The 15,819-nt window shown below is 65.8% G+C and carries 16 protein-coding genes; 10 read left to right on the forward strand and 6 right to left on the reverse strand.

The genetic code is table 11. From position 1 onward, the window contains the following. Nucleotides 1–3: 3 nt before the first annotated feature. From HD597_RS03865 to HD597_RS03875, 3 genes are read left to right on the forward strand one after another with little or no spacing between them, the layout of a single operon-like run. Nucleotides 4–603, forward strand: coding sequence for a hypothetical protein (locus tag HD597_RS03865; RefSeq protein ID WP_253740283.1), 600 nt, complete (start codon nt 4–6; stop codon nt 601–603). A 59-nt stretch (nt 604–662) separates the two neighbouring features. After that, nucleotides 663–1,631, forward strand: a complete 969-nt coding sequence (locus HD597_RS03870) for a tyrosine-type recombinase/integrase (RefSeq protein WP_253740284.1) — start codon at nt 663–665, stop codon at nt 1,629–1,631. A 52-nt stretch (nt 1,632–1,683) separates the two neighbouring features. Continuing rightward, nucleotides 1,684–3,507 (forward strand): tyrosine-type recombinase/integrase, encoded by a 1,824-nt coding sequence (locus HD597_RS03875; protein ID WP_253740285.1) that lies wholly within the window; start codon nt 1,684–1,686, stop codon nt 3,505–3,507. 510 nt (nt 3,508–4,017) lie between these two features. Here HD597_RS03875 and HD597_RS03880 read toward each other — a convergent pair. The 5 genes from HD597_RS03880 to HD597_RS03900 form a co-directional block, all read right to left on the reverse strand. After that, nucleotides 4,018–4,539, reverse strand: coding sequence for a hypothetical protein (locus tag HD597_RS03880; RefSeq protein WP_253740286.1), 522 nt, complete (start codon nt 4,537–4,539; stop codon nt 4,018–4,020). A 13-nt stretch (nt 4,540–4,552) separates the two neighbouring features. Beyond that, nucleotides 4,553–5,131, reverse strand: a complete 579-nt coding sequence (locus HD597_RS03885; protein ID WP_253740287.1) for a hypothetical protein — start codon at nt 5,129–5,131, stop codon at nt 4,553–4,555. Nucleotides 5,132–5,328: 197 nt separating this feature from the next. After that, nucleotides 5,329–5,904, reverse strand: a complete 576-nt coding sequence (locus HD597_RS03890) for an ATP-binding protein (protein ID WP_253740288.1) — start codon at nt 5,902–5,904, stop codon at nt 5,329–5,331. A gap of 70 nt (nt 5,905–5,974) precedes the next feature. After that, nucleotides 5,975–7,507 carry an IS21 family transposase gene (gene istA, locus HD597_RS03895; protein ID WP_372513354.1) on the reverse strand — a complete coding sequence of 511 codons (1,533 nt, stop codon included), beginning with the start codon at nt 7,505–7,507 and terminating at the stop codon, nt 5,975–5,977. A 419-nt stretch (nt 7,508–7,926) separates the two neighbouring features. After that, nucleotides 7,927–8,676 (reverse strand): aspartate/glutamate racemase family protein, encoded by a 750-nt coding sequence (locus tag HD597_RS03900; RefSeq protein ID WP_253740290.1) that lies wholly within the window; start codon nt 8,674–8,676, stop codon nt 7,927–7,929. A gap of 371 nt (nt 8,677–9,047) precedes the next feature. On the opposite strand from HD597_RS03900, the gene HD597_RS64210 reads away from it, so the two are divergent. The 7 genes from HD597_RS64210 to HD597_RS03925 all read left to right on the forward strand — a co-directional run bounded on the left by HD597_RS64210 (nt 9,048) and on the right by HD597_RS03925 (nt 15,550). Further along, a complete protein-coding gene (locus HD597_RS64210) occupies nt 9,048–9,182 on the forward strand; it encodes a hypothetical protein (protein WP_276082687.1) in 135 nt (44 codons plus the stop codon). Nucleotides 9,183–9,769: 587 nt separating this feature from the next. Next, on the forward strand, nt 9,770–11,074 hold the full coding sequence (secY, locus tag HD597_RS03905) for a preprotein translocase subunit SecY (RefSeq protein WP_253740291.1): 1,305 nt from the start codon (nt 9,770–9,772) through the stop codon (nt 11,072–11,074). A gap of 360 nt (nt 11,075–11,434) precedes the next feature. Continuing rightward, nucleotides 11,435–11,902 (forward strand): MBL fold metallo-hydrolase, encoded by a 468-nt coding sequence (locus HD597_RS66635; protein WP_372513355.1) that lies wholly within the window; start codon nt 11,435–11,437, stop codon nt 11,900–11,902. Nucleotides 11,903–11,920: 18 nt separating this feature from the next. Continuing rightward, a complete protein-coding gene (locus HD597_RS03910) occupies nt 11,921–12,109 on the forward strand; it encodes a hypothetical protein (RefSeq protein WP_253740292.1) in 189 nt (62 codons plus the stop codon). A 195-nt stretch (nt 12,110–12,304) separates the two neighbouring features. Further along, the gene (locus tag HD597_RS03915; protein ID WP_253740293.1) at nt 12,305–13,297 is read left to right on the forward strand and encodes a sigma-70 family RNA polymerase sigma factor; all 993 of its coding nucleotides are present in this window, start codon (nt 12,305–12,307) and stop codon (nt 13,295–13,297) included. Between the two features lie 894 nt (nt 13,298–14,191). After that, nucleotides 14,192–14,476: a COG3415 family protein gene (locus HD597_RS03920; protein WP_253740294.1), complete on the forward strand. Its 285-nt coding sequence runs from the start codon at nt 14,192–14,194 to the stop codon at nt 14,474–14,476. A gap of 159 nt (nt 14,477–14,635) precedes the next feature. Further along, a complete protein-coding gene (locus HD597_RS03925; protein ID WP_253740295.1) occupies nt 14,636–15,550 on the forward strand; it encodes an integrase core domain-containing protein in 915 nt (304 codons plus the stop codon). Between the two features lie 31 nt (nt 15,551–15,581). Here the strand turns inward: HD597_RS03925 and HD597_RS03930 are convergent, their stop codons facing one another. Beyond that, a complete protein-coding gene (locus HD597_RS03930; protein WP_253740296.1) occupies nt 15,582–15,788 on the reverse strand; it encodes a hypothetical protein in 207 nt (68 codons plus the stop codon). Nucleotides 15,789–15,819 lie beyond the last annotated feature (31 nt).

A 15,819-nucleotide genomic window follows, 5' to 3' on the forward strand; every position in this document is an offset into this window, starting at 1 on the left:
CGAATGGCGCGGATGACCAGAGTGGAGATCTACGCGGCGATCCGGCGGGACTCCAGGGCAGGGCTCGGGGTCCGGGCCTTGGCTCGCAAGTACGGCGTGCATCGCCGGACAGTGCGTGAAGCACTGACGTCGCCCTGGCCGCAACCGCGAAAGAAGCCGCCGCCCCGCCGTTCGCGACTTGACGCCTTCAAGCGGGCCATCGACCAGATGCTGCGTGAAGACCTGAACGCTCCGCGCAATCAGCGGCACACCAGCGGGCGTATCTACGACCGGCTGATCGCCGAGCACGACATGGAAGGGATCTCCTACTCCACCGTCTGCGGCTATGTGGCCTGGCGGCGCCCCGAGATCCGCGTGCAGGCCGGCCGGCCCCCTCGGGAAGTCCCCATCGACCAGGAACACCGGCCCGGCGTCGACGCCCAGGTCGACTTCGGCGACGTCGTCGTCAACCTGGCCGGCAAGCCGACGGTCTGCTACCTGTTCGTCTTCCGCCTGTCGTATTCGGGCAAGGCAGTGCACCGTGTCTCGCTGTCGTGCGGGCAGGAAGCCTTCCATGGAAGGACACGTGCACGCCTTCAGCGTGCTCGGTGGTTATATGGGTGACATCACCTCCACGATCTCGCGGTTCAGGTCAAGATGGTCGTCCCCGTCGAGGAGCGGCCATGGTCTGGCAACCACAGCTGGTACGGCGTGTCGACGCCGCCGGCAACCTCCAACTGTCGCTGGGGCACACGCTGGTGGACGACTACCTGGCGTTCGTGGCCGCGCGCTGCCGGCCTAACACCGTGCTAGCCACCGCCTACGACCTGAAGGTCTTCTTCTCGGCGATCCCCAAGGAACCGGCCGACGTTGTCACGGCGGACATCTTCGCGTTCATCACCGCGCAGAAGGCGCCGCGCCGCGGACCGAAGGTGGTCCGCCTGGAAGACGGCGAAGCGGGGCTGTCGGCGCGCACCATCAAGCGCAGGCTGGCCAGCGTCTCCGGGTTATTCGGATACTTGGCCACCCGAGATGATCTGGCGATCCAGCGCAACCCGGTGCCCACCGGCCTGGCCAACCGGCGTCGTGAACAGCGGCGCGGATCGCCGCTATTGCGCACGCCGCGCACCCTGCCGCATGTCCTTGGGGCTGCCGAGGTCGAAGCGGTCCTCGACGCGCTGAATACCAGGCGAGACCGGGCCATGGTGTTGGCCATGCTGCTGGGCGGGCTGCGCCGCTGTGAGGTCCTGGGCCTGCGAGTGGGTGACCTGTCACCGGGAGAGCGCCGGATGTTCATCAGCGAAGGTAAGGGCGGGCACCAGCGTCTGATCCCCATCTCCGCGACGTTCTTCACCGCTGTTGGCGACTACCTGGACCAGGAGCGGCCTGTCGTCGACCACGACCATCTGTTCGTCGTGCTGCGCGGCCCGACGCGTGGCCGGCCGCTGTCAGCGGATGGGTTGGATGAGATCCTCGACGGCGTCCGCAAGCGCACCGGGCTATCCCAGCTGACCTGCCATCAGCTTCGTCATACCTGCCTGACTCGGCTGCGGGAGGCCGGGATGGCTCTGGAAGCGGTGCAGGCCCAGGCTGGACACCCTCGATCGAGTTCACCCGGATCTATCTCCACCTGGCCAACGCGTGGTTGGTGAAGCAGTACCTGGACGCCAGCGCCGCCATCGACGCCGACAGGACCAACCTCTGATGCCCCGGGCCACGGCCTTGCCGATCATCCGCCCCGACCTCGTGGAGCACTACCTTGCTGACCGGGCCTCGCAGGACATGAACAACGATCACAAGGTTCGCTGGGGAGCACGAGCCCTGCTCGCCGCCGTCCCCGACCTGACGGCGTTTGACCGTCTGCCGCTGGAGCGACAGCTGGCCTTTCACCACGAGAGCCACCGGTTCGTCAGCTGGCTGGCCGTCACCGGGCACCTGCAGCCCGGAGCGGACTACTTGGTGGCCCGGCGGCCACGGCTGGACATCGTGCTGGCCCGCACCGACCCGGAGCTGCACCTGCGATTCATGGAAACCGCTCGCCTTCTCGGCTTTCGCGAGCCGCTGGCGATGACCCAGTTCAACCTGCTCGCCCACCTGGTGGCCCTGGCCCGCAAGCCAGCTGATCAGCTCCGGCAGGCCGACTGGGACGAAGGACGACGGCTGTTGCTGGAAGCCGCACGCCGTATCCCCAACCGCGGGGTGAAGGCGCTGTCGACGTCGTTGTTCAACCTGGAGGCCACGCTCTTCCACTGCGGGCTGACCGACAACCTGCCACGTCGGCGCTCGCCCAACCGTGGCAATGTCCGGGCACGGCAGTGGTCGACCGTCCCGGCCACGATGGCCGCGACGATGCGCCACTACCTGGCGCAGATCAGCGGGACCCTGCGATCGAGCACCGTAAAGAACGCCGAGCTGACCCTGCGCGAGTTCGCGCTGCTCATCACGTCCGAGGACCCAGTGGTGAGCTGCGTGGCCGACCTGCAGCGTCGACACATCGAACGCTACAAGGGCTGGCTGCTGGAGCGACCGGCCGCACGCGGCGGTCCGCTGCACCGGCATACGGTCCGCGATCGGCTGGGCACGCTACGGACCTTCCTGCGGCGCCTGGATGAGTGGGATGCCGACGATCGCCCCGCCCGACAGCTGGTCTTCGACAGCGACATGCCCATCGCCGACGAGCCACTCCCGCGGTTCCTCGACGACGCCGCGGCCGCCAAGCTGCTGGCCGCCGCCAGGCAAGATCCCGACCCGTTCGCGCGGCTGGCGATTGAGATTCTGGCCCGCACCGGGATGCGCCGCAGCGAAATGCTCGGCCTCACCATCGACGCCGTGGTCCAGATCGGCTCGGCCTACTGGCTGCGGGTTCCGGTGGGCAAGATGCACACCGACCGCTACGTCCCCCTGCACCCCCAGCTCAAAGCGCTGCTGGACGACTGGCTCCAGCACCGGCCCGAAGGGTTACGCTCGAACCTGTTGTTCACCGACCACGGCCGCCCAGTCAACGCCTCCCGCATCGAAACCGCCGTCCGCAACGCCGCCGACCGCGCCGGCCTGGGCCGAGTCACCCCACACCAGCTCCGGCACACGCTCGCCACCCAGGCGATCAACCGGGGCATGTCGCTAGAGGCCATCGCCGCGCTACTCGGGCACCGGTCGCTGTCCATGACCCGCGTCTATGCCCGCATCGCCGATCGGACCGTCGCCGACGAGTACTTCGCGGTCACCGAGAAGGTCGAGGCCCTCTACGACGCCCCACGTCGGCTCCCCGCCGACGCCGAGGGCAGCGAGATGGCCAAGCTGCGGCGGGAGATGCACCGCCGGATGCTCGGCAACGGCTACTGCGCCCGCCCCGTCGAGATGGACTGCCATTTCGAGTCCATCTGCGAGTCCTGCACGTTCTTCGTCACCACCATCGAGTTCCGGCCGACCCTCGAACGGCAACGCGACGACGCCGCGGCCAAGGGGCAAGTCGCCCGCGAACAGATCTTCAACGGCCTGCTCAATCGACTCGACGGACAGGCGTCGTGACCGAACTCAGAATCTGCCGAATGCTGGCAGCATGATCTAACGATCAAGGCGGCAAGGGCGCGACTATCGAGAGGGTTCCCTCCTCGCGTGCAGCCACGCTTTCTCGAACTCGTCTCGGCTGATCTCCATCTCCACCAGCTCAGGATCGAAGAGATCCACGACAGGCGGATTGAAGGGCCAATCATCCGCCTGCGTTCCGCATAATTCACCTTGCCTGGAGGCACGAAACATAGGATGAGCTGCAGGTTTTCCATCGACTGCCCGAATCGTTCGTTTCTCTAGGAGTCCACAACAGTCCAGGTCAGCAACGCGGTCGATCGGGCCGAGGGGCCGACAATGGGCCGAAGAACAGCGGTGGCAAATCCCTGCAAGCAGGGGCAAGTTGCCGACCTCCGAGTGGCGTGTGGCATCGACGCCCTATCGTCGATGCTGCGGCGGTCCGGGCCAGGACATGGGTCAGATTCCGAAGAGAGCGCCGTATGGCCTCTCCACCTGCGGAAATGCCAGAGCCTAGAGAAACGGCCTGTGGCCGCCGAGAAGGTGAAGCCACAGGCCAGCAGGCATGCCGTCGCTCCAGAGGTCCCGAATTACGCGGAACGCGGGATCCGGATCGCTCTTGATAGCGGTGCCGTCGTCGGCCTGTTCCACCTGGCGGAGCCGGCGGCCATCGGATCCGATCTCCATCAGATAGGTCGCCGGGTCCACGCCGTCGTCGCCATCCCAACGGCGCCGCAGATAGAGAACAGGCCTGTCCGCGAACGCGCCGAAGCCGGGCAGAGCACGCTGAGCATCACGCTTGGCTCGCAGGTCATCCAAGCCTCCTGGCATGGCGTGAGAGTCGATATCGGCCTCGGCCAGATTCCATCCCTGAGCCTGGTCAACAGCCTGCGGACTGTCGATGACCTCCACTTCAGCGAACGTCTCCAAGACCTCCCGGGCCGTCGTCGCATGGACCCACCACCACACTCCGCCCATGCCATAGTCATGCAGGACAAGGAAACGCTTCTTGGGCTCAGCCGCGCCATCGGTCACAGCCAACCAGCTCCTACTCCTCGGCGAACGATTCGTTGCTCCAACGGAACCACGCCTCACCGTCCTGAACGTGAAGCAGGAACCCTGCCACTGGACCATGAGGCGCTACTAGGCGCACGACCCGCGTGATCTTGTCATAGATCGTTTCCCATCGCTCATATTCCTCGTCGAGGGTGTCGAGCAGCGCCAGTTCCTGCTGGAACAGCGGTTCCAAATCAGGGAACGCAGGCCCGGCAACGAACCGACCGCTGAGCCACGGCCCATCTGCGTCCTCGATCGTGATCTCACCGATTAAGTCGTCCTGACGCATCAAACGCCACACCTCGCCACGCGAGCTCACCGCCGCTCCCGCCCTTCCCTTGCCGCGAAGTCTTGACAACGAGACCCGCATATTAGAGGGGTGCCAACCGGCAAGGTCCGCTACGACAAGATAGGTCAGCAGCGGCACCATCGCTCGTGGTCCCGGGATCCTCCGCTGGCCGGCCTCATGTCGTGCGGAACGGAACTGCGCCATCCACTCCCTGTCGAGCTGGCCGACCGTCAGGCCCGTATCTTCCAGCCAACGCCCGACCTGGCCCAGATCCGTGAGCATGTTCCGGACTGTCTCCGCCGTGTAACCCCGCTGCTCCAGCCATAGTCGGTAGCCCTCGACCTGCGGCCCCAGCAGACCGGGTTTCCTCCTCGTGCCCGCCATCGCACTCGCCTCCTTCGAGAGAGCCAAATTGCTCCCACGAACGAGACTCCGCTCAATAGGCGACTATGCCGAGTCTCAGGCGGTGAACGCGCTGCTCAACACGCTTCCGCAGGACCGTCCTCGGCATAGTCGCGGTCTCGGCATAGGTCGACCACGATGATGTCCGAGCGGCAGATCTTGGCGATGGTCCGGGCGACGCTGCCGTCGACTTGGGCCCGGCCGATGGTGGCGGCCAGGGTTTCCAGGGTGAACCAGGACACGCGTAGGTCGGCGTCGATGGCCTGGTGGCAGAGGGCTTCCATGAAATGGCTCTTGCCGGTGCCGGACGGGCCGGAGATCACGCAGTTCTCGTGGCGGCTGACCCATTCCAGGGTGCGCAGGGCGTTCTGGGTGGCCTGTGGGATGGACGACAGTTCGCTCTTGTAGGAGCCGAAGGTCTTGCCGTTGGGCATGTTGGCGCTCTTGCGGCGGCTGCGACGGGTGGCGTTGTCCCGGCCGACGACCTCTTCGGCGAGCAGGACCCGCACCACTTCGGCGGGATCCCAGCGCTGAGCGCGGGCAATGGCCAGCACGTCGGGTGCGGCTTTGCGGGCGTAAGGGAAGCGCATCCGGGTGAACAGGACTTCCAGTTCGGCCGGGATGGGTGGCGCCTTGGGCAGCGAAACGCTCATGTGTAATCTCCAAGTGTTGATGAGTGGTCAGGCCGCCGAATCGGCATGGTGGTTGATGTCGGCGGCCTGGTCAGTCTTCGTTCTTGCGGTTTTGAGGTGTGGCGCGGATGGCGGCCCAGGAGGCCGTGCCGGGCTGGGCCGAATGCTTTTCATCGGCCATCGAGGTGGGGCCGGTTGCTGAGCTGCGGGCCAGGTGGTCGCAGATGGACGCCAGATCGCTCTCGCCGAAGCGGCCGTGGATGGCGGCCAGGCCGAGCGCTGCGTCGACGCGTTCGACGCCGACCAGCGAGGCGAGTTCGATCGCGCGGGCCATCTTGGCGCGGATGCGGGCGACCCCGGTGGCCGCGGCTTCGATCAGCCATGCCTCGGCGCCCGGGCCGATGGCCAGGAAGCGTTCTTCGGCCTTGGTCTGCGGGCGTGGCCTGGGCTGACGCGGTCCGTTGCCGCCGGGATGGTCGGGATAGTGGGCCTCGACGATGCGGGGCCGGCCGGGAGTCGACAGTTGATGCCGCCAGAGTTCGGCCAGCCCGGCGCCGCCGCTGTGTTGCTCGCTCGGTCCGCCGTGTGTCCGCCGGCCGACGATGACCAGTTCGTCGCCGTGGACCCGGCACCAGACCTTGCGGCCTTCGTGCCCGGGCGGCACCGAGTAGCGGACATCGCCCCAGCGGATGGTGCGGTCCTCGCCGACCAGGCGTTCCTCGCCGAGTGCGAGTGCGTAGGGTTCGGCGGGCAGCGGGTGCAGGCGGGCGAGTTCCTCTTGGAGCATGTGGGTGGGCAGCCGGCGGGTGGCCCGGTGCAGCCGGTGGTTGACCTGCTCGGCCCAGCGAGCGCAAGCGTCCTCCAGTTCGGCGAAGCTGCCATAACTGGAGCGCAGGCTCGTGGTGGTGGGCACCAGATCGGCTTTGGCGATCTTCACGGTGTTCTCCACGCCGCCCTTGGACTCGGGGTCGAACGGCTCACAGGTGTGCACCACGCATCCGTAGTGGCGGCCGAGCTCGACCATCTGCGGGTGCCGGACCGGGATCTTGGCGATGTGCTCGACGGTGACCGTGCGGGGGTTGTCGGTCAGCAGATAGGTCGGGGCTCCGCCGATCATTCGCAGCGCCGCGTCCAGGCAGGCGGTCAGCGAGCCGAGCGTCTGGTCCCAGGTCGGCAGCACCACCCGGAACTTCGACCAGGCCAGCCAGGCGCAGAAGAGCTGAGTACGGCGTCCGGCGATGCGTGGTCCCTCGCCCCAGTCCCACTGCAGCCACATGCCCGGCTCGGGGATCCAGGGCCGGTAGACGCGCCGCCGCCCGGTCCGCCACGACTCCTTGATCGCTGCCACAGCTCGCCGGGTGGTCCGCTCCGAGCCGCGAAAGCCCATCGCCACCAGGTCTTTATGCACCACGTCGGCCCGCACCTTGCCGCCCGACCGCTCGATCTTCTCCTCGATCTTGGCCAGGAACGGGTCGATCGACCTGGGCCGCGACGCTCGCTCCGGCGGGACGCCGCCTGTTTCACGCATCGTGATGTAGCGCTGCACCGTCTTGGGGTCACACCCGGCCAGCTGTGCCGCTGACCAGGCGCATCCGGTCAGATCGTAGGCGCGGAAGATCTCCATCAACTCCGCATCGGACTTGGTCACAAGCCCCCTCCCGGTCGAAATGGCTGGTTCCCTCCACCGCCACTCAACCCGGGCCAAGCGTCGCTGCACGCCGGGACACACAGGCAAGATCGAGAGATTACGTGGCCATCGACCATGATTTCCGATGTCCGCTCATCAGGATGCTTACGGCCATCTACCTGGAATCACATGTCCGCCGACCTGGAGTTTTAGATGGCCGCATACAGACTCAGCAAAAACGGCAAGCCGTTCAGAGCTCTCGGAGCCATGGCCTGCTCCGGAGTTGTTGTCGCCCTGGGCATGTTGTTCCTGGCGGCTCGGGCCGGTTAGTGATGGCTTCTCAGCGCCAGTACCAAGTTCCGTTTCCCGCGGGCGCGGAGGATCGCGGACTCAGCTGGCCGGATTGACGAAGGCCTTCACGAAATCGGGTTCAGAGCCGTCTGAGGCTGGGCGTCTGGGGCTGGGGGGCGACCGGGTGTCAAGCTGGTCTCGACGATGGCTTCGACGTGCAGGCCGGTCGAGTCCAGCAGCGGCAGGTCAGGGAAGTGCTGCGAGCCCACGAGCTGCGTGATCTCGGTGCAGCCCAGGATGATCGCGTCCGCCCCGCGGGCGCCGAGGTCCGCCATGATCCGCAGGTACCGCGCCCGTGACTGGTCGGTGAAGACGCCCTGGGTCATCTCGTCGAAGATCACCTGGTCGACGAGCCGGCGATCCGCCTCGTCGGGGACAAGGACGGACAGGTTTTGTACGGCGAGGCGGTCACGATAGAAGCCGGCCTCCATGACCGGCAGAGTTCCCAGAAGGCCGAGCTTACGGGCCCCGTGCCGGTGCGCGGCATCGGCGACCACATCCGCGATGTGCAGGAAAGGCACCGAAATGGCCGCCTCGATGGCGGGCGCCACGCGGTGCATGGTATTGCTCCCGCACGCGATGAATTGGGCCCCGGCGAGCTCCAGTGCGCGCGCCTTGCTCGCCAGATAGTAACCGGCCTCATCCCATGCATCGGCTCTGACGTATCGTTCGATGACAGCGAAGTTGACGCTCGACAGCAACAGTTCCGCACGTTCATGGCCGCCGAGACGCTGGTTGACGCGCTCATTGATACGCTGGTAATAATCGACCGTGGCAACGCTGCTCATACCGTGGAGCAGCCCGATGGTAATCATGCGATCCTCACGAGAGATGGCCGGGAATATCCAATGACCGACCCGGCTATTCAGATGGCTCAGAGCCTGAGCCTTCCATGAATCCCTCGAGAGTTAAGAATATTTACTGCCAACCGCCACCGGCTTCCTGCCATCGCGGCGACCACGGCCGCCGGGGGTGGTCTGTTCGCCGGCAGGCTCGGGCGGCTCCCGGCCTTTGAGGACCGCACACCACCCGAGCCAGGCCAACGGCGCACCACCATCGGGCTTCTCATCAGCCGGAGGGGCGAATGGCAGGATAAGGGCGCAGATCGGACGTTAAGAGCATGGCCGGAACAGCCGGATATGGTGAAGATTGTTCACATCATCGCTACAACAATCGGAGGGAACCCATGAAGCGCATCCTCATGGCCACGATCGCGGCTGCGCTGGTAGCCGGCGGGGTCGCCGCGGCAGTCGCCGCACCGGCGGCCGCGGACTCTGTGCGCATCACCTCAGGTGATGCAACCGACAACCGCGACATGTAACGACGTGTGAGGAGGCCGGGCCATCGCCTTGCGCCTGGACAAGCGCTCGCGCGCTGTGGTCACGGCATGTGACCAGGACCACAGTCTGACCGGCGGCTCTGGCCGCCCGCCCGCTCTTCGCTCACGTGCCGCCGGCGACCTCGCCGGCGGATGGGCCACGACGACAAGAGCGGCGGGCCTTCATGCCGTCCACGGTCTCGAGCCGTGCGCACACTCCCGCCGCTCCTGCTCCGCGGGTGTGTATCCACCCCTTGCCCGCACCGCGTACCACGATCGTCTGAACTCAGGGCTCCAAGCAACCTGGGCGTCGAGATGCTCCTCCACCCGGCGGTCCACGAGTTCACCTGGCAGGATTTCGTCGATTTATGGCCGCCCCCTCCCACGCACGTCGTTGACGAGTTGAATAGTTGATCAGAAGCGGCAGACGGATCGCCTTTCGCCGGCGAAGCGGTGGGCACACAATACGGACTTTCAGCGGGTCATATGATGGCATGCTGTCCGAGGGGCTCGTTCGATATGAGACTTCAGATGGCAGATCCCCGCACCATCGCTTACTCACACCGCCGTAAAGGCGCCCAGGAGGGACCGTGCTGACCGCGTTTACCCGGGCGTTCCGGACACCGGACCTGCGCAAGAAGTTGCTCTTCACCCTGGGCATCATCGCGCTTTTCCGTCTCGGCTCGGTTCTTCCGACCCCGGGAGTCCACGTACAGAACCTCGCCGCCTGTTTCGACCAGGCTCGGAGTGGCGACACCGGCAACATCTACGGGATGGTCCAGCTCTTCAGCGGCGGTGCGCTGCTGAAGCTTTCCGTGTTCGCGCTGGGCATCATGCCGTACATCACCGCGAGCATCATTCTTCAGCTGCTCGTCGTGGTCATTCCGCGACTCGAAGCGCTGAAGAAGGAAGGCCAATCCGGCCAGACCAAGATCACGCAGTATACGCGTTATCTGACCATCGGGCTCGCGGTTCTGCAGTCCACCGCCTTCATCGCGCTGGCCCGCACCGGCCAGCTCTTCCCGAACTGCCAGCAGGACGTTCTGCTCGACCCCGACAACATCTTCCAGATCGTGACGATGGTGGTCATCATGACCGCCGGTACGTCCGTGATCATGTGGCTCGGTGAGCTCATCACCGACCGCGGCGTCGGCAACGGCATGTCCATCCTGATCTTCACGCAGGTCGTCGCGGTGTTCCCGTCCGAGCTGGCCAACATCTTCCAGGCGAACAAGTTCACCTTCGCCGTCGTCATGGTGGTCGGCATCTTCATGATCGCCGCGGTGGTCTTCGTCGAGCAGGCGCAGCGCCGCATCCCGGTCCAGTACGCCAAGCGCATGGTGGGGCGCAGGATGTACGGCGGCACGTCGACGTACATCCCGCTGAAGGTCAACCAGGCCGGCATCATCCCGGTGATCTTCGCGTCGTCCCTGCTCTACCTGCCGCAGCTCGTCACGTCGCTCTTCCAGACCAGCGACAACGTGGTGATCACCTGGATCTCGCAGAACCTGGCCACGGGCGACACCCCGATCTACATGGCCACGTTCTTCCTGCTGATCATCTTCTTCACCTACTTCTACGTGTCGATTACGTTCAACCCCACTGAAGTCGCCGACAACATGAAGAAGTACGGTGGGTTCATTCCGGGCATCCGCCCCGGCCGTCCGACGGCTGAATACCTGAACTTCGTGCTCACCCGTCTGACCGCGCCCGGCGCGCTCTATCTGGGTCTGATCTCCATGGTCCCGATCGTCGCGCTGGCGGTGGCCGGTGCGAGCCAGAACTTCCCGTTCGGAGGGACGAGCATTCTGATCATGGTAGGCGTCGGCCTGGACACGGTGAAGCAGATCGAGAGCCAGTTGCAGCAGCGTGATTACGAAGGTTTCCTGCAGTAGGGAGATGGTTTTCACGGGCCGGCAGCGTTTGCTTTCCTGGTTGTAGGCACGGTGTGTGGCTGATCAGGTTGGTCCGAGCAGGGCTTGCGGGCGGGTCGCGGTGCCGCTGGCATGAGCATCTGCATCCAGGCGAGAAGTTCGCAGGCCGGAGCGACGAGCTCGCATCAGATCTGGGGCGGGCGAAGTGGTACAGCGGCAGGTTCGCCGCTCTGGCGTCGGTGACGAAGCACGTGACACGGCACCCGCCGACGTCACCATGGCCAAGGGCTCACAGGTCTTCGCACCTGCCTCACCCAATGAAGGGAGAAGCCAGAGTCAAAACGTGTGACCGCAAACCTTCCAGAAACGTCACTGGCAGGAATGCCACCTGGTGAGGCACAGATACGCCTTGTGCGAGGTCCGGTGTGGCCACCATGCTTTAGCCGATCGTTACGTGGGGGACCTGTGGATGACCTTCCGGCCGCCAGGACGGCGTCGCACACCGTCCTGTACGAGGAATACGATGGCGCCCCGGCAAGCACTGTCGGATATGCCCAGGCCGGCGAGGTCCACCTGGTCATGGATCCGGGAAGGGCCGGAGACCGATCATTCATCCCGGACTCGCCACGGACAACGGCAAGGGCGCCGGAACCGGTCAGCGACGTCGTGTTCAGCCATCATCACCCTGAGCACACGCTGAACACGGCGCTCTTCCTCATCGCCCGATTCCATGACCACCGGACGGCCTACTCCGCTGATCGGCGGCTCTTACGGACGCCGAGGGCTAAGAGGGCATCGGATCTTCTTACGCAAGGCTCTGTCCGTATCGGAGCGGCGATCCCATGGTGACTTGGAGATCGTGTGCGAGTGGCCAGCTACGAGTCGATGCGGCGTTGGCTCGGCGACACCGGCTTCGTCCATGGTGAGGCCACGCTGCAGAGCCTCGCCATCGGCGTGAGCTTTCGTCGAGGAGGCAGGCGGCGGGCGGCCTTCCGCATCAGGGGCAAGCGGGACGGCTTCCTCTTGATGGGCCTTCTGAGCCGCCGGCTGAGCTGATCGCTGCGGGCCCTTCGTCACCGCCTGTTTCACATCCCGCGTTCCATGAGCCGCCCGTCGGGGTTTCCAGGTGCGTGACGGGATAACGGACACCGGGAGCACAGCGTCACCGGCGCGAAGAGCTTCAACCCGGCACCACCAGGGCCTGCGGGAGACCGGGACGACTCGATCTGTACACAAAGGGGGAACTGAACCGTGTCAGGTGACGATCGCACCGTAGATTTCGTCAGCAGCACCGATCCGTACCGGCGAGAGCTACTCGCCCATTGCTATCGCATGCTGGGCTCGCTGGACGAGGCCGAGGACCTGGTGCAGGAGACATATCTGCGCGCCTGGCGGGCGTTCGAGCGATTCGAGGGCAGGTCCTCGATACGCACCTGGCTCTACCGCATCGCCACCAACGCGTGCCTGACCGCCCTGGAACACGCCGACCGCAAGATGTTGCCGTCGGGGCTCATGACCCCCACCGACGATCCCTATGCGGTACCGGTCCCTGCCGACCCCGACGTCTCACGGATCCAGCCGATCCCCAGCGCGCTCGTGGAAGCGGAGTTGGAGGATCCTGCGGCCATCGTCACGACGCGGGAAAGCCTGCGTCTGGCGCTGATCGCCAGCCTGCAACATCTGCCGGCGAGGCAACGAGCCGTGCTCATTCTCCGAGAGGTCCTGGCCTTTCCCGCCATCGAGGTCGCGCAGATGCTCGACATCAGCGTCCCTGCGGTCAAGAGCCTGCTCCAGCGGGCCCGCGCCACGCTGGAAAAGGCCGCACCGACGGCGGACCACGTTATCGAGCCATCCGATCCGCGGGCGCGCGAACTGCTCGCGAACTACATGGAGGCCTTCGAGAAGTCGGACCCGGCCGCCTTGCAGAAGATCCTGCGTGACGACGTCACCTTGGAGGCGATGAAGATGGGCACCTGGTTCAAGGGCCTCAATACGTGCCTGCCGTTCCTCGCCACGCGCGTGCTGGGGTCCCCAGGCCGCTGGCGGCTGTTGCCGACGACCGCCAACGGCCAATCCGCGGCGGCCACCTATGTCCGCAGCGACGACGGCACCCACCACGCGTACGGGCTCGTCGTGCTGAGCGTCACGGCGATGGGCATCAGCCGCATCACCATCTTCAACGACGATGTCTCCTTCATCGCCAGAAGCGGCCTGCCACTGACCCTGGACGGGCGACCAGACTGACTGTGGCCCACCCCGAAGCAGGGCCCACCCGCCACATGACGACGGCGGGAGCGGGCATGCTGCGATCTTCGGGGTGGTCTCTCGCGTCGACCGAATCCGCAGGCCGATGATGCGCGCGGTGGCATGAGAGTCGGCCTTGGCTGGCACTGGCCGTGATCATCGTGATTGCCAGGCTCAACGTCCTTGCGTTCCGCAGCCGCCAGCCGGCCATGGAGCCCAAGTCCGATCCACAGGGGTGAACGCTTGTGAAGCCACTGGTCGCCGGCATGGCGGAGGCCATCCGCGGCCGAGCCGCTCCATCGGCTCCTCTGACTGAAACGCACGGTAAATCTGAACAAGATCGGCAGCCGATGCCCGGGCCTATTCCTCAACCGGTAGCTCAACGCGATCCTCGCTGGCGGGGTTGATCCGGAATGGACAATCCGCGAACGAACTAACGAGCGATGCATGCGCGTCGCGTGAGGAGCGAGGCGACCTTCCCGTCAAATCCGGTTCCGAGCGGCGGCTGCCCGTGCGACACAGGGTGCCGTACCCAGCAGGGCAGTCAGATCGAGTTCGCGCGGGCTATTCCTGTTTGAGCTCGGCCATCCGCCACGTCCAGGTGCCGGCATCCCATTCGGCGCATTGGCCAGGCTCCATGACCCGCACCACGTCCTGCAGACCGACCACGCCGCAGCCCCTGTGCCAGGCATCGCGCAGGCACACACTTTCGTACTCGTCGGCCTTCCGCGTCAGAGTCAATGAACCAGTCCCGGTCTGAAACACCTATCAACCGCGGGTAGTTTGATCACTCCGTGGAAGAGGTTGGAGCAGGTGGCAGGACCACAGCAGGACCCCGAGTCGTCCCAGGCCCGTACGCGCAAGCCAGGTAAGCGTACGTTGCTGGCCCCGTCGGTGAAGTACCAGGTGTTCGTCGAGGTGCTCACCGGCCAGTCCACTCAGGGCCAGGCGGCCGAGAAGTACGGCGTGAACCGGATGACGGTGAACGTCATCTGCAAGACCGCCAAGCAGGGTGCGCTGGACGCCTTGGCTGGTGCCTCGACATCTGGCCGTCCGGGCAAGAGCCCCGAGGCCGTCGAGCTGGAAGCGGCTCGCAGGGAGATCGAGCGGTTGCGCGCGACGGTGACCGAGCAGGCCGTCGCCTTGCATCTGCACCAGGGAAAATCGCTTTGGGGCTGAACGCCGGCCTGGTCCCGCCGCGAGTCGACGCGTCCGTCAAGGCCGGTCTGCTGGAGCTCGTCACGTACGCGGCGCGTGAGGGCGGCTGGTCGATGCGCCGCTCAGCCGCGCTGCTGGGGCTGGATCACGTGCGGGTGCTGCGCTGGCAGGGCCCGCGCCGTGGTGGGACGCCTGGACGATGCCAAGCCGGGCCCGGAGATCGCGTTGCACGCGCTGTTGCCGTGGGAGCGCGAGGCGATCGTGAAGATCGCCGAGGAGTGGCTGGAGATCGACCGCTCGCACCGCAAGCTGGCCCACCGGGGGTCGCGGCTGGAGGCGTTCTACGCCTCGGAATCGACGGTGCTGCGAGTGTTGCAGGCGGCCGGGATCAGCGTTGTCGAGCGGCCCGTGCGCGAGCGGCGGCCGCGCCGGGAGTGGCCCGAGTGGGCCGGGCTGGTGCCGGGCGTGATCACGATCTATGACTTCACGCACTTTCGCGGGCTGCCGTCCTGGTGCGCGATCGCGGTCCTGGATGTGGTCTCGCGCTACTGGCTGGCCACCGTGGTCTCCCCGGAGGAGACCTCCACCCAGGTTGAGGTGGCCTACACGCGCGCACTGGAGATGCTGGGCAAGGCGCATCTCCTCGACGACCAGGCGTTCTTGGCCGACTTGCGCGGCGGGCAGGTGCCCGATCACGACGCCTTCCCGGTGCTGCTGGCCGTCTCCGACAACGGGCCGCAGATGACGTCCTCGGCGACCAGGACGTTCATGGCCGGGGCGCGCATCGCTCAGCACTTCGGTCGTCCTGGTACGCCGAATGACCAGGCGTGGATTGAGTCGCTATTCGGGCACGTCAAGGAGGAGTTCCCGCACCTGGGCAAGATCACCGACCCTGGGGAGCTGGAGGCCGAGCTGGACTCGATCCGGACGTTCTACAACGAGGTCAGGCTGCACGAGGGCCTCGGCTACGTCACTCCCGATGACGAGCATCACGGGCGAGGCGAGACCATCCGGGAGGCCCGCCGGGCCGGGCTGAAAGCTGCTCACGAGGTCCGGGTTGCGACCCGGCGCGAACTACGCCAGGATCCCGTATAACCCCTCTCGCGATTGATAGGTGTTTTCGGCCCTATCTGGTGCATTTTCTCGGACACGCCTCGCTTTCGTACTCGTCGAGATCGTCCTCTTCCTGCGGCGCCCTCGAGTAGAACGCCCCTTCGGCGTCATGGTCGTAGCCGACCCGGTGTAGTGCCATGTGGTCGTGCAGGATGTCGAGCTGAATGATCACGCAAGCCTCTTGCGGCTCGTCGAACGGCCAGCGGTGATGGTGGGTCACGGGGTCTCCTTGCAAGGCGCGCGTGTCCCTC

The sequence above is a fragment of the Nonomuraea thailandensis genome (assembly GCF_024172165.1).
Taxonomy (GTDB): domain Bacteria; phylum Actinomycetota; class Actinomycetes; order Streptosporangiales; family Streptosporangiaceae; genus Nonomuraea; species Nonomuraea thailandensis.